The 14,087-nt window shown below is 66.1% G+C and carries 13 protein-coding genes and 1 pseudogene; 9 read left to right on the forward strand and 5 right to left on the reverse strand.

From position 1 onward, the window contains the following. Positions 1–4 precede the first annotated feature (4 nt). The 4 genes from SPYCA_RS12090 (at position 5) to SPYCA_RS12105 (ending at position 4,635) form a co-directional block, all read left to right on the forward strand. Positions 5–886 carry a F0F1 ATP synthase subunit gamma gene (locus SPYCA_RS12090; RefSeq protein WP_120220729.1) on the forward strand — a complete coding sequence of 294 codons (882 nt, stop codon included), beginning with the start codon at positions 5–7 and terminating at the stop codon, positions 884–886. A 24-nt stretch (positions 887–910) separates the two neighbouring features. After that, positions 911–2,443, forward strand: a complete 1,533-nt coding sequence (gene atpD, locus SPYCA_RS12095; protein ID WP_120220731.1) for a F0F1 ATP synthase subunit beta — start codon at positions 911–913, stop codon at positions 2,441–2,443. 46 nt (positions 2,444–2,489) lie between these two features. Then, on the forward strand, positions 2,490–2,747 hold the full coding sequence (locus SPYCA_RS12100; RefSeq protein ID WP_120220733.1) for an ATP synthase F1 subunit epsilon: 258 nt from the start codon (positions 2,490–2,492) through the stop codon (positions 2,745–2,747). Positions 2,748–3,141: 394 nt separating this feature from the next. Further along, a complete protein-coding gene (locus SPYCA_RS12105; protein WP_120220735.1) occupies positions 3,142–4,635 on the forward strand; it encodes a CpaF family protein in 1,494 nt (497 codons plus the stop codon). Between the two features lie 238 nt (positions 4,636–4,873). Here the strand turns inward: SPYCA_RS12105 and SPYCA_RS19065 are convergent, their stop codons facing one another. Continuing rightward, a complete protein-coding gene (locus SPYCA_RS19065) occupies positions 4,874–5,059 on the reverse strand; it encodes a hypothetical protein (protein WP_146625133.1) in 186 nt (61 codons plus the stop codon). Between the two features lie 55 nt (positions 5,060–5,114). Between SPYCA_RS19065 and SPYCA_RS12110 the strand changes: the two genes are divergently transcribed. Both SPYCA_RS12110 and aat read left to right on the forward strand, forming a co-directional pair. Continuing rightward, positions 5,115–5,945 (forward strand): class I SAM-dependent methyltransferase, encoded by an 831-nt coding sequence (locus SPYCA_RS12110; RefSeq protein WP_120220737.1) that lies wholly within the window; start codon positions 5,115–5,117, stop codon positions 5,943–5,945. 5 nt (positions 5,946–5,950) lie between these two features. Beyond that, complete coding sequence (gene aat, locus SPYCA_RS12115; RefSeq protein ID WP_120220739.1) at positions 5,951–6,715, forward strand: leucyl/phenylalanyl-tRNA--protein transferase; 765 nt, start codon at positions 5,951–5,953, stop codon at positions 6,713–6,715. Between the two features lie 35 nt (positions 6,716–6,750). On the opposite strand, the pseudogene SPYCA_RS19760 reads toward aat, so the two are convergent. The 4 genes and pseudogenes from SPYCA_RS19760 to SPYCA_RS12135 form a co-directional block, all read right to left on the reverse strand. After that, a pseudogene (locus SPYCA_RS19760) lies at positions 6,751–7,146 on the reverse strand (DUF2155 domain-containing protein); the annotation flags it as partial. Then, on the reverse strand, positions 7,146–7,532 hold the full coding sequence (locus SPYCA_RS12125) for an NADH:ubiquinone oxidoreductase subunit NDUFA12 (RefSeq protein ID WP_120220741.1): 387 nt from the start codon (positions 7,530–7,532) through the stop codon (positions 7,146–7,148). The gene SPYCA_RS12125 and the pseudogene SPYCA_RS19760, both read right to left, overlap by 1 nt. Before the next feature lie 62 nt (positions 7,533–7,594). Continuing rightward, a complete protein-coding gene (locus SPYCA_RS12130; RefSeq protein WP_120220742.1) occupies positions 7,595–8,050 on the reverse strand; it encodes a DUF192 domain-containing protein in 456 nt (151 codons plus the stop codon). A 120-nt stretch (positions 8,051–8,170) separates the two neighbouring features. Then, positions 8,171–8,743 (reverse strand): RecX family transcriptional regulator, encoded by a 573-nt coding sequence (locus tag SPYCA_RS12135; RefSeq protein WP_120220744.1) that lies wholly within the window; start codon positions 8,741–8,743, stop codon positions 8,171–8,173. A 179-nt stretch (positions 8,744–8,922) separates the two neighbouring features. On the opposite strand from SPYCA_RS12135, the gene SPYCA_RS12140 reads away from it, so the two are divergent. The 3 genes from SPYCA_RS12140 to SPYCA_RS12150 all read left to right on the forward strand — a co-directional run bounded on the left by SPYCA_RS12140 (position 8,923) and on the right by SPYCA_RS12150 (position 14,031). Continuing rightward, on the forward strand, positions 8,923–10,674 hold the full coding sequence (locus tag SPYCA_RS12140; protein ID WP_120220746.1) for a fatty acyl-AMP ligase: 1,752 nt from the start codon (positions 8,923–8,925) through the stop codon (positions 10,672–10,674). A gap of 214 nt (positions 10,675–10,888) precedes the next feature. Further along, on the forward strand, positions 10,889–13,243 hold the full coding sequence (locus SPYCA_RS12145) for a putative bifunctional diguanylate cyclase/phosphodiesterase (protein ID WP_120220748.1): 2,355 nt from the start codon (positions 10,889–10,891) through the stop codon (positions 13,241–13,243). Positions 13,244–13,446: 203 nt separating this feature from the next. Next, positions 13,447–14,031, forward strand: a complete 585-nt coding sequence (locus SPYCA_RS12150) for a CHAP domain-containing protein (protein WP_120220749.1) — start codon at positions 13,447–13,449, stop codon at positions 14,029–14,031. Positions 14,032–14,087: the final 56 nt, after the last annotated feature.

Genomic DNA, 14,087 nt, shown 5'->3' on the forward strand with positions numbered 1-14,087 from the left:
ACTTATGGCCAGTCTGAAGGAACTCAAAGGGCGGATCGTCTCGGTCAAATCGACCCAGAAGATCACCAAGGCCAAGAAGATGGTCGCCGCCGCGAAGCTGCGTAAAGCGCAGGCCGCCGCCGAAGCCGCGCGTCCCTATGCCGAGCGGCTCGAAGGCGTCGTCGCGAGCCTCGCGTCGAAGGTCGGCGCGTCGGATTCGGCGCCGAAGCTGCTGGCCGGCACCGGCAAGAGCGACACGCACCTGCTTGTCGTGCTCAACAGCGACCGCGGGCTGGCGGGCGCGTTCAACTCGAACATCGTCAAGGCCGCGCGCGACAAGGCGCTCGAACTGCAAGCACAGGGCAAGAAGGTTCTCTTCTACCTCGTCGGCCGCAAGGGCCGCCCGGTGATCGCGCGCCTCTTTCCGGGTCAGATCATCGAGCAATATGAGACGACCGGGATCCGCGACATCGGCTTCGAGCAGGCGAGCGAGATTTCGGCGAAGCTGATGGAGCTTTACGAAGCCGGCGCCTTCGACGTCGCGCATCTCTTTTATTCCAAGTTCCGCTCGGCGCTCCTCCAGATCGCGACGGGGCAGCAGATGATCCCGGTCCCGCCGCCGGAAGGCGCCGCCCCCGGATCGGGGTCCGGGGCTTCGGTTGAATATGAACCCGACGAGGAAGCGATCCTCGCCGACCTCTTGCCGCGCAACGTCACCATCCAGATCTTCAAGGGCCTGCTCGAAAACGCAGCGTCCGAACAGGGCGCGTCGATGACCGCGATGGACAATGCGACGCGCAACGCGGGCGAGCTGATCAACAAGCTGACCATCGTTTACAACCGCACGCGCCAGGCGGCGATCACCACCGAACTTATCGAAATCATCGCTGGCGCCGAAGCGCTCTAAGCTATCCAAGCAAGGAAAAAACCCATGGCAACCGCACCCGCCCCTGAAAAGAAGGCTCCCGCCAAAAAGGCCGCCGCGCCCAAGGCTGCTGCGCCGAAGAAGGCCGCCGCACCCAAGGCCACCGGCACCGCAACGGGCCGCGTCGCGCAGGTCATCGGCGCCGTCGTCGACGTCCAGTTCACCGGCGAGCTGCCCGCGATCCTGAACGCGCTCGAAACCGACAACAACGGCAACCGCCTCGTCCTCGAAGTCGCGCAGCACCTCGGCGAGAACACCGTCCGCACCATCGCGATGGACGCGACCGACGGCCTGACCCGCGGCCAGCCGGTTCGCGACACCGGCGCGCAGATTTCGGTCCCCGTCGGCCCGCAGACGCTCGGACGCATCCTCAACGTCATCGGCGACCCGATCGACGAACGCGGCCCGGTGAACAGCGACATGAGCGCGCCGATCCACGCCAAGGCCCCCGAGTTCGTTGACCAGTCGACCGAAGCGTCGATCCTCGTCACCGGCATCAAGGTCATCGACCTGATCGCGCCCTATGCCAAGGGCGGCAAGATCGGTCTGTTCGGCGGCGCGGGCGTCGGCAAGACGGTGCTCATCCAGGAACTGATCAACAACATCGCCAAGGGCCATGGCGGCGTCAGCGTGTTCGCGGGCGTCGGTGAACGCACCCGCGAAGGCAACGACCTCTATCACGAGTTCCTCGACGCCGGGGTTATCGCCAAGGACGCCGACGGCAACCCGACCCCCGACGGGTCGAAGGTCGCGCTGGTGTTCGGCCAGATGAACGAACCCCCGGGCGCCCGCGCGCGCGTTGCGCTGTCGGGCCTGACCATGGCCGAATATTTCCGCGACCAGGAAGGCCAGGACGTGCTCTTCTTCGTCGACAACATCTTCCGCTTCACGCAGGCGGGTTCGGAAGTGTCGGCGCTGCTCGGCCGTATTCCTTCGGCGGTGGGTTATCAGCCGACGCTGTCGACCGACATGGGCGCGCTGCAGGAACGCATCACCTCGACCACCAAGGGTTCGATCACCTCGGTGCAGGCCATTTACGTCCCCGCGGACGACTTGACCGACCCCGCGCCCGCGACTTCGTTCGCCCACTTGGACGCGACGACGACGCTGAGCCGCGCGATTTCGGAACTCGGCATCTATCCCGCGGTCGATCCGCTCGATTCGACCTCGCGCGTGCTGACGCCCGCCGTCGTCGGTCAGGAGCATTATGAAACCGCCCGCCGCGTTCAGGAAACGCTGCAGAAGTACAAGTCGCTGCAGGACATCATCGCGATCCTCGGCATGGACGAGCTTTCAGAAGAGGATAAGCTCGTCGTCGCCCGCGCGCGCAAGATCCAGCGCTTCCTGTCGCAGCCCTTCCACGTCGCCGAAGTCTTCACCGGCATCCCCGGCAAGTTCGTGCCGATCGAGGAAACGGTGAAGTCGTTCAAGGCGGTCGTCGACGGCGAATATGACCATCTGCCCGAAGCGGCCTTCTACATGGTCGGCGGCATCGACGAAGCGGTCGCCAAGGCCGCGAAGCTCGCCGAAGACGCGTAACAATAGCCCTCTCCGCTTCAGGGGAGAGGGCTTTAGGAATGAAGACATGGCTCTGAAGTTCGAACTCGTCACTCCCGCCCGCCTCGAGCGGTCCGCCGACGTCCATATGGTCACCGTTCCGGGGACCGAGGGCGATTTTTCGGTGCTCGAAGGCCATGCGCCCTTCATGGCGACGCTGCGCAATGGCCCGCTGACCATCTATGCGTCGCAGGGCGCCGCGCCCGAAGTGATCGAGGTCGAAGGCGGCTTTGCCGAAGTCAATGAAGCGGGCCTCACCGTGCTGGCAGAGCATATCGCCGGCTGATTTTTTCGCCCGTCCACGGCGATCGAAAGCCCGCATCCCGACCGGATGCGGGCTTTTTCGTTGGGGGGCAGCGCATTCAGCCCTCGTGCGAATAGCGGCTTGCGACCGGTAGTTGCCCTCAACTTTATCGTCATCCCGGCGAAGGCCGGGATCTCACCCTATCGGTTTACCGCACCGGCGAGATCCCGGCCTTCGCCGGGATGACGGATAAGGGAAAGGCAGGAATCCACCCCAAAGCGGACACCGGCACGGCGCAAAAACCGCCGCCTCTGCATCTCCAGTCCGATCGCATTAGGACAATGTCAAAGTTTCCGATTTATTCACCCTGTCCGATGAGGGTGCGTCCGCGGCTGCGGATCATGCCCGAAGGAATTTGGAAAGCAGGATAAAGCGAATGAGTGCATTCGGACGCCGACCCGGAGCCGCTGGCCGCCCCGCCTTTGGCGTGGCGAAGCCGATGCAGACTGGCGCCGCCGTACCCGGTGGAACCCAGTTCCCCGCGATTGACACGCCCGCCGAAACCCCGCTGCCGATGCCGTCGTCGCTGTCGCCCGAAGACGATGCGATGGAACGACTCAACCAGCGCTCGACCGCCGAGATGGCCGAACCCGAAAAAGCGCAGGGGTTCGAGGCGAGCGTCCACAAGATCAAGGAACAGGTGCTGCCGCGCCTGCTCGAGCGTGTCGATCCCGAGGCCGCGGCGACGCTGTCGAAGGACGAGCTGACCGAAGAGTTTCGCCCGATCATCCTCGAAGTGCTCGCCGAGCTTCGCATCACGCTCAATCGGCGCGAACAATTCGCGCTCGAGAAGGTGCTCGTCGACGAACTGCTCGGCTTTGGCCCGCTGGAGGAATTGCTCGCCGATCCCGACGTTTCCGACATCATGGTCAACGGTCCCTATCAAACCTATGTCGAGCGCAAGGGTCAGCTGATGCTCGCGCCGATCCAGTTTCGCGACGAACAGCATCTGTTCCAGATCGCGCAGCGCATCTGCAACCTCGTCGGCCGCCGCGTCGACCAGACGACGCCGCTCGCCGACGCGCGTTTGAAGGACGGCAGCCGCGTCAATGTGATCGTCCCGCCGCTGTCCTTGCGCGGCACCGCCATCTCGATTCGCAAATTCTCGGCCAAGCCGATCACGCTCGACATGCTGTGCCAATGGGGCGCGATGAGCCAGAAGATGTGCACCGCGCTGAAAATCGCGGGCGCCAGCCGCTTCAACATCGTCATTTCGGGCGGCACGGGTTCGGGTAAAACCACCATGCTCAACGCCCTTTCCAAGATGATCGACCCCGGCGAACGCGTGCTGACGATCGAGGACGCCGCCGAACTTCGCCTGCAACAGCCGCACTGGCTGCCGCTCGAAACGCGCCCCGCGAACCTTGAAGGGAACGGCGCGATCCACATGGGCGATCTCGTCAAGAACGCGCTCAGAATGCGCCCCGACCGCATCATCATGGGCGAGGTTCGCGGCGCCGAATGTTTCGACCTGCTCGCCGCGATGAATACCGGTCACGACGGGTCGATGTGTACGCTGCACAGCAACAGCCCGCGCGAATGCCTCGGCCGTATGGAAAATATGGTGCTGATGGGCGACATCAAGATCCCGAAGGAAGCGATCTCGAAACAGATCGCCGACTCGGTCGACCTGATCGTCCAGATCAAGCGCCTGCGCGACGGTTCGCGCCGCGTCACCAACATCACCGAAGTGATCGGCATGGAAGGCGACGTCATCGTCACCCAGGAATTGTTCAAGTTCGAATATCTGGACGAGGACAAGGACGGCAAGATCGTCGGCGAATATCGCTCGATGGGCTTGCGTCCCTACACGCTGGAAAAAGCGCGGCAATATGGGTTCGACCAGCCGTATCTGGAGGCGTGTCTGTAAAGACAGGCGATTGCCCGAAGGCGTAGGTCAGCTTTGGGGTGGGAAGCGGATGTTGACTTTCTCCCCTCCCGCTTGCGGGAGGGGCAGCGAGACTTGCGAGCTTGCTCGTTAGTCGCAGCGGGGTGGGCTACCGCACCGTCGCTGCCCACCCCCGACCCCTCCCGCAAGCGGGAGGGGAGAGGAACCGTCCGCAACCGGTCGCAATCCGCCGTCGCGCACCCCATAAGACCGCCGGGAATCACGGCCTCAACGCCAGTGCTGCGGCCAAAAACGCCACCCCCGCCGACGCCAGCGCGATCCCGCGCCACGGCATGAAACCGACGGCATCGACGTCGCGCCGGTTGTTGCGGCGCCAGTTCGCGATCTCGGCAACGCCGAACAACGCCCCCGCCGCAATCGCCACCGACAGCATCGACACTTGCATTGACGCGCGCACCTTCGCAAACAGGGGACAGTCCCCCAAAAGAGAGGTTGCCCATATGCGTTCGCTGATCCTCGTTGCAAGTAGTGCCCTCGCCCTCGCCACCCCCGCGGCGGTCCTTGCCGACCATCATGGCGACGGCCACGCCGCGCACCAGGCGCATCACGCAATCGCCGCCGCGGTGGCCGCGCCGACGCGCACCCCCGCGAACGTCGAGCGCGACAAATACCGCCACCCCGCCGAAACCCTCGCCTTTTTCGGCGTGAAGCCCGGCGACACGGTGGTCGAGCTGTGGCCCGGCGGCGGCTGGTACACCGAAATCCTCGCCCCGCTGGCGAAGGCCGGCGGCGGCACGCTCTATGTCGCGGCGCCGTGGGAACGCGGGCTCAATCGCATCAAGGAAAAACAGGCCGCCGACGCCGCCACCTATGGCGCGCTGAAACTGGCCGAGTTTCCCGCCACAGGCGCCGGGCCGAAGGTGCCCGACGGCAGCGCCGACGTCGTGCTCACCTTCCGCAACGTCCACAACTGGCGCTTCGGCGGCGCCGACAAGACCGCCGACGCTTTCAAGCAGATTTTCGCGATGCTGAAACCCGGCGGCACATTGGGTGTCGTCGAGCATCGGCTGAACGAGGACGACGACGCCGCAAAGGAAGAAAAATCGGGCTATATGAAGGAAAGCTCGATCATCGCCTTTGCCGAAGCCGCGGGCTTCAAGCTGGCGGGCAAGAGCGAGATCAACGCCAATCCCCAGGACACCAAGGATTATGAAAAGGGCGTCTGGACGCTGCCGCCGAACCTGCGCGAAGGCGAGGTCGACCGCGCCAAATATGTCGCGATCGGCGAATCGGACCGGATGACGCTGAAGTTCGTGAAGCCTGCAAGCTGAAGCCGATTGAGTCCATCGACCCTGCGCTGCTGCTGAGCGCTTATGCGCAGGGGATTTTCCCGATGGCCGACGGGGCGGACGACCCGTCGGTCCATTGGGTCGAGCCGCGGCTGCGCGCGATCCTGCCACTCGACGGCTTTCACCTCTCGCGCAGCCTGAAAAAAATCATCGTGTCGGACCGCTTCCGCGTCACCACCGACACCGCCTTTGCCGACATGGTCGCGCTCTGCGCCGAGCCCGCCGACGACCGGCCGACGACGTGGATCAACCCCGTCATCCGGGCGAGCTATGACCGGCTGTTCCGGCTCGGCCATGCGCACAGCGTCGAATGCTGGCAGGACGATGTGCTCGTCGGCGGGCTTTACGGCGTCACGCTCGGCCGCGCCTTTTTCGGCGAATCGATGGTCAGCCGCGTGCGCGACGCGTCGAAGGTCGCGCTGGCGCATCTCGTCGCGCGGCTCATTGCGGGCGGCTGGAAACTGCTCGACTGCCAGTTCATCACCCCGCACCTCGCCAGCCTCGGCGCGATCGAAATCCGCCAGGCCGACTATCTGGCGCGGCTCTATTCGGTGTTGGCAGGGGGCGACGGCGCAGGGGCCGGGGCCGGAGCGGGAGCAGGCGCGGCGGGGGTTTCCGTGCCCTCGCCGCCGTTCGTCGCGGGCGACTGGGGCGCGCTCGATGCCTTGGGCGCGGAGGCCTTGGGGGCCGAGCGTTCGACCGGCTCGCCGCCCGGATATGTCATCGCACAGCTTTTGACGAAGACGTCATAGATCGGATGCTCGATCACATTGCGGTCGGGCCGCTCGCGGAAAAGCCAGCCCGAAAAGACGCGGCGCCACTTGTCGTCGCGCTGGTCCTGCACGGAAAGCTGGACGAAGGCGCCGGTTTCGGGCGGGTCTTCCCATGGCGCCGTCTGTTCGCACGCGCGCAGCCGGACGATCGCGCGGCCGACGCGCAGCGAGTCGCCGGGCTTCATCTCCAGTTCGCGGACCAGCCCGTTGCGCTTGTTGAGCAGGCCCAGCACCGCGACGCGCTCGGCCATCGGGGTTGCGCCCTCGATGCCGCCGATTTCGGCCGGAACGCGCTCCGACTTCAGCGCCGTCGGGACGGTCTTGCTGCCGTTCGAGGGGGGGCGGTCACATCCGGCCAGCGCCGTCGCGGCGGCTAGCGCGATCAGTGCGGTCGAAAGCGGCCGCGGCATTAATCGGCGCCGGGCCGCCAGGCCTCGTAATCGCCGGTCGCGGCGGCGCGGCGGCCGCCGCGTTCGAGCGCGCCCGCGGGGCGATAGGCGCCCGCGCTGCCGGTCAGATTGGGGGTCGGTTCGCCTTCCCAGGCGCGCGGCGCGGGCAGCACGTCGGCGGGGAGTTCGTCGAAGGTGCCGTGCAGCCAGCCGTGCCATTCGGGCGGCACGCGGCTCGCGTCGTTCGATCCCTTATAGATCACCCAGCGGCGGGGCCCCTTTTTGGCGCGATAATAGACATTGCCCAGGCTGTCCTCGCCGACCCTTTCGCCGCGCGCCCAGCTGTTCAGCAATGTGCCGACGGTCGCGCCGTCCCACCAGGTGAAAATCTTGCCCAGGATGCTCATGGCTGCGGCGTTTACAGCCAAGGGTGCGGGCTTCGCAAGCGAATTGCTCGCCGATTGGCCGCCTATTCCTTCCACGTCACCTTTGCCGTCTCGTCGATCCCCAGCTTCGCCGCGGTGCCGCCCGCGAGTTCGAGCACCGCCGCCACTTCGCCGCCGCTCGCGACGGGTTCGAGCGATCCGGGGATGGTGTTTTCGGCGATGCGGTCGATGCTGCCATCGGCGCGGATGAAGATCATGTCCAGCGGGATCAGCGTGTCCTGCATCCAGAAACTTGCGATCCGCGGTTTCTCGAACGGAAAGAGCATCCCGCCGTTCGCGGGCAGGCTGGTGCGGAACTTGAGGCCCCGCTTCTGCTCCGCATCGGTGCGCGCCACCTCGACGTCGAAGCGGTGCGCCGTGCCCGCCATGCTGATCGTCACCGCCGCCGTCGCCGCACGCTCCGCCTCGCCTGCATCGCGGCTGCACCCCGCCATCGGCAACGCAAACGACAGAGCCAGGGCCGTCAGAAAGATACGCATCGGAAACTCAGCCTCTTGATCGTCATCCCGGCGAAGGCCGGGATCTCGCCGTCAACTTCGTTCCGCACGGGCGAGATCCCGGCCTTCGCCGGGATGACCGCCCGATGCGGAGTATAGGGGCTAATCCAGCGCTGCTTCATCGTCCAGCGCCGCCAGCGCATCCTCGTCCCCCGGCGCGAGCGCCAGGATACGCCGCGCGAGCGCGAGCGAATGCCCCGCGCGCGCAAAGGCCGCGACGTGTCGCTCGCGCAGCCGGGGGTCGTCGTCGGCGCGCACGGCAAAAGGCCCCAAACGTCGCCGCCGTGCAAAGCCGATCGCCGCCGCGACCGCCGCGCGCTCCGCCGCGGCGATCGCTTCGCCGCTGTCCGCCGCGGCGATTCCATCGACGTAAAGCTGCGCCTTGACGCGCCGCACCCCCAGCCCGCGCCGCGTCATCGCCTGGCCACGCATCGCCGCATATTGGCGGTCGTCGAGATAGCGGAGCGCCTCCATCCGGTCGGCGATGGCCTCGCACGCCGCCATGGCGTCACTTTCGTCCTTCCATTCGGATTCGCGCACTTTTCTTGCGAGATAGCGCAGCAGTTTCGCCCGGCTCGTCGCGAATCGCGCGACATAGGCAAGCGCCAGCTCGTCGAGCTTCGCTGCGTCGAGCGGCTTTCTGGAACGGTCGAACGGAGCACAAGGCTTGGGCATGTGCCATGTTTGTGCCACAGTCGGGCCCGATTGAGAACGATCAACACCGCCATATCGGGCGTCAAGGCCCGGAAATGGGCGATTTGTTCAAACAACGCAGGGTTCGCGCACGCTTCATGGCACAGAAAGATGACATGCTTGTTGCTGCGCCCCCCGAATCGAGGGACGTCGCACCCCTTATGACCGAAAATCATGCCGCGTCGGCCGACACGCTCGTGCCGACCCCTACCCTGTGCGCGCAACCGCGCCGCTTTTCGGATTTCGCCACCGTGGGCGAAGCGCTCGACTATGCCGCCGCGGGCACCCGCGGGCTCAATTTCCACGATCCGCGTGGGCGTCTGGTGCGCCCCTACCCCTATAGCGAGCTCCGCGCCGACGCGCTCGCGGCCGCCTATCGCCTGATCGCCGCGGGGGTGAAGCCCAACGACCGAATCGCACTGATCGCCGAAACCGGCCCCGAGTTCGCCGCACTCTTTTTCGGCACCATCTATGCCGGCGCCTGGCCGGTGCCGCTGCCGCTGCCGACGAGCTTTGGCGGGCGCGACTCCTATGTCGGCCAGCTCGTCGTCCAGCTGACGAGCTGCGATCCCAAGATGCTGTTCTTCCCGCCCGAAATCGCCGCGATGGCGGCCGAGGCGGCCGAGCAGCGCGGGGTCGAACCGATCGACTGGACCAGCTTTGCCGGGCGCGCGGCCCCCGTCGCCGAGCTGCCCGAGCAGAAAACGGGCGAAACCTGCTATCTTCAGTACAGCAGCGGCTCGACCCGCTTCCCGCACGGCGTCGCGGTGACGCACGGCGCATTGCTCAACAATCTGTCGGCGCATTCGCACGGCATGAAGCTGCAGGACAGCGACCGGTGCGTGTCGTGGCTGCCCTGGTATCACGACATGGGACTCGTCGGCTGCCTGCTCTCGCCCGTCGCGAACCAGGTTTCGGTCGATTATTTGAAGACCGAGGATTTCGCCCGCCGCCCGCTCGCCTGGCTCGACCTCATCAGCCGCAACGAAGGAACGACGCTCAGCTATTCGCCGACCTTCGGCTATGACATTTGCGCGCGCCGCATTTCCAGCCAGAGCCATGTCGCCGACCGGTTCGACCTGTCGCGCTGGCGTGTCGCGGGCAATGGCGCCGACATGATCCGTCCCGACGTGATGCAGGCCTTTGTCGACGCCTTCGCCGATGCGGGATTCAAGGCGAGCGCCTTCCTGCCGAGCTACGGCCTCGCCGAAGCGACGCTGGCGGTCAGCATCATGCCGCCGGGCGAAGGCATCGTCGTCGAACTGGTCGAGGAAACCGAGCTGTCGGGCGCCGCGAACGATTCGGGCCGCCCGACGCGCTATCGCGCGATCGTCAACTGCGGCAAGGCGGTCAAGGACATGACCATCGAGGTCCGCGACGAGGCAGGCAATCCGCTCCCCGACCAGACGGTCGGCAAGGTGTGGTGCAGCGGTCCGTCGCTGATGACCGGATATTACCGCGACCCCGAAGCGACCGCGGCCTGCATGAAGGACGGCTGGCTCGACACGGGCGATATGGGTTATATGTCAAACGGTTACATCTATATCGTCGGCCGCGCCAAGGACATGATCATCATCAACGGCAAGAATCACTGGCCGCAGGACATCGAATGGGCGGTCGAGCAATTGCCCGGCTTCAAGTCGGGCGACATCGCCGCCTTTGCGATCACCACGCCGGGCGGCGAAGAGACCCCCGCGGTGCTCGTCCAGTGCCGCACCAGCGACGATGCCGAACGCGCCGCGCTGCGCGAGACGATCCGCGAGCGCGTCCGCGCGATCACCGGCATGAACTGCCTCGTCGAACTGATCCCGCCGCGCACGCTGCCGCGCACCAGTTCGGGCAAACTCAGCCGGTCGAAGGCGCGCGCGCAATATCTGGCGGGGGAAATCCAGCCTTTTGCGATTGCGGCGTAAGGGCGGGAAACGCTGTTGACGCCCGAATGCTGACCTCAATGCCATCGTCATCCCGGCGAAGGCCGGGATGACGAATAAGCGAAAGTCGGGAATCCACCTCCAAAACCCGTCATTTCCACGCAATCCTCCATCCAGTCCCCGCGCGGCACAGAAATTCGCCACGCCGCAGCGCGATGGTTACCTTCGGGTAACCCGCACCCGTTAAACCGGCCGGGTGAAAAGCCTGCCGACCGATCCGACTGCCGCCGACGTCATACCCGCGCGCACCCTGCTGGGGCTGGGGCCGCGGGGTCAGGATCTCGGCAACCTCCGTCAGCTCCAACTCGCGCCGCTTCGTGGCCGCGGCGCGCTGCGGCTCAGCATGGGGCTCGGCATGGCGCTCGTCGCCTTTGTGACGATGCTTCACCATGTCGCGCTGCCGGTCGCCGGCGGCTGGCTCGGTGCATCGCTTTTCTTCAGCCTCTGGTCGTGGCGCCGGTTTCGCGGTCTGCCGCTCGGCGATCCCAAGCTGCCGGGGAGCGTCGAATACCGGCTGTGCAATCGCCACGCGCTTTATTCGGCGCTGCTCTGGGGGGCGCCCTTCTGGCTTCAGGGGCTCACCCCCGGCATCGACCATATCCTGTCGATGTGGACGATCGCGGTGCTGATGATGCTCACGCTGGCGATCGTCGCGCACAGCGTTCCGCTGGCCTGCACCCTGTTCATCATGCCCGTTTCGCTGTCCGCGGCGGCGGCGCTCGGATTGGCCGGGGCGCCGGAAATCGGCGCGGTCACGCTTGTCGCAGGCATTCTGCTTTCGGGCTTCTGCGTCCGTTTTGCGCAAATCCACATCCGTTCGCGCCGCGCCGAGGAGACGCTGCACGAAAAGAGCGAAACGGTCAGCCTGCTGCTGCGCGAGTTCGAGGAAACCTCGGCCGACTGGCTGTGGCAGACCGACAGCAACCGCCGCCTCGTCCATGTTTCGCCGCGCCTCGCCTATGCGCTCGGCAGCAGCGCCGACCGGCTCGAAGGCGTGCCGCTGCTCCAGGCGCTGTCGGGCGATGCGTGGGACACCGGACTGTTCCCCAAGAGCCTGCACGACATGGCCGAACGGATGAAGCGGCGCGAAAGCTTCTCGAACCTGATCGTGCCGGTGTCGATCGGTGGCCGCCCGCGCTGGTGGGAATTGTCGGCGTCGCCGCGCCTCGACGAATCGGGCAAGTTCCTCGGCTTTCGCGGGGTCGGGTCCGACGTCACCGAACAGCGCGCAACCGCCGAACAGATTGCAAGAATGGCGCGCTTCGACAATCTTACGGGCCTGCCCAACCGGCTCAGCCTCAACGAGGATCTGGCCCGCGCGCTCGCCCGCGCCGTCGAGGCCAAATCGCGCTGCGCCCTGCTGATGATCGACCTCGATCGCTTCAAGGCGGTCAACGATACGCTGGGCCACCCCGTCGGCGACAAATTGCTGGCGCAGGTCGCGGCGCGGCTGAAGGCCTTGATGGAGCGCGGCATGACCTGCGGCCGCCTCGGCGGCGACGAATTTGCCGTTGTGCTCCACAATGTCGCCTCCGGCGCGGCCGCCGAAGACCTCGCGCAGCGGATCATCGCGACGATCAGCCGGCCCTATGTCGTCGACAATCACCAGCTGTTCGTCGGCGCCAGCGTCGGTTATGCGATCGGCCCGACCGACGGCGCGACGGTCGAGACGCTGACGCGCAACGCCGACCTTGCGCTTTATAAATCAAAGGATCGCGGCGGGAATGTCGTCGCCGCCTATGTCGCCTCGCTCCACGCCCAGGCCGAGGAACGGCGCGTCATGGAACAGGAATTGCGCGGCGCGCTCGAACGCGGCGAGTTCGAGCTTTATTACCAGCCCGTCGTCACCGCCGCCGACGGTACGCTCAATGGATTCGAGGCGCTGCTCCGCTGGACCAACCAGAAGCTCGGCAATGTCTCGCCGGGCCGTTTCATCCCGCTCGCCGAGGATGCGCGCCTCATCTCGCCGATCGGTGAATGGGTGCTGCGCACCGCATGCCGCGAGGCGATGAAATGGCCGTCGAACCTGAAGGTCGCGATCAACGTGTCGGCCGACCAGCTCACCGACCCCAGCTTCGCGTCGGTCGTCGTCTCGGCACTCGCGCAGAGCGGACTCCCGCCGCAAAGGCTGGAGATCGAGGTTACCGAAAGCGTCTTCCTGCGCGACGGCGGGGGCGCCGCGCAATTGCTCGACCAGCTCATCGCGCTCGGCATCCGCCTGTCGCTCGACGATTTCGGCACCGGCTATTCGTCGCTCGGCTATTTGCGCAAGACGCAATTCTCGACGATCAAGGTCGACCGCAGCTTCGTCGTCGGCGCCGCCAAGGGCAGCATCGAATCGATCGCGATCATCCGCGCCGTCGTCGCGCTCGCCGACAGCCTCGGCATGTCGACCACCGCCGAGGGCGCCGAAACCGAACTGGAGGTCGAAACGCTGCGCAGCTTCGGCTGCTCGAACATCCAGGGCTATTATTACGGGCGCCCGATGCCCGCGAGCGACGTGCTGACGCTGTTCCGCCGCCCCGACGATGTGGCGACGGCTGCGGCGTAACGACCGTCGCCCCCGGCGAAGGCGGGGGCGAAAGAAGAGCGGCGCGGCCAGCCGAATAGCGCGCACGACGAATCGAGTGCCTGAACAAGAGGTTCCGCCGTCCGCCGCATCGGTGGCGCGGCTCGTCGCTGGACGGGTGGTGAATGCCGCCCGGCGTGGCAAAGACGCTCCCACGCTTGAAAACAAGCCGGGGGTCGCATTCCATGTTCCAACGCCGCTTTCTGCCTGCCGCGCTTGCGTCGCTGCTGACGCTTGCCGGGCTGCTCGCCAGCGTCCCCGCCGCGGCCAGATCCTATTTGCAATGCGTCCCCTTCGCACGCGCCGAATCGGGCGTCGACATTCGCGGCAATGCCAAGACCTGGTGGGCGCAGGCGGCGGGCAGCTATGCGCGCGGCAACGAACCGCGGCTGGGCGCCGTCATGGCCTTTGCGGGCACGCGCGGGATGCCGATGGGCCATGTCGCGGTGGTCAAAAAAATCGTCAGCGACCGCGAAATCCTGATCGACCATGCGAACTGGTCGCCGATCAACGGCCGCCGCGGCCAGATCGAACGCGGCGTGCGCGTCGTCGACGTCAGCGATGCCGGCGACTGGAGCCTGGTGCGCGTCTGGTACGCCCCGATCGGCGACCTCGGCCTGCGCGCCAATCCGGTGCAGGGTTTCATCTACGCCGACGGCGAACCGGGCGGCGCAAATCCGGCGCCGAGCTTCGAGGCGCCGGTCTGGGCACAACAGGACTGGAAACCCGGCAACGGCCTCGAGGTCGTTGCCGCCTCGCTCGGCAACTGAGCCTACCCCCCACCTCCAAGGGCTCGACGAGCGACAAAGCCACTCGGGGCGGCCCG

This window comes from Sphingopyxis sp. FD7, assembly GCF_003609835.1.
GTDB lineage: Bacteria > Pseudomonadota > Alphaproteobacteria > Sphingomonadales > Sphingomonadaceae > Sphingopyxis.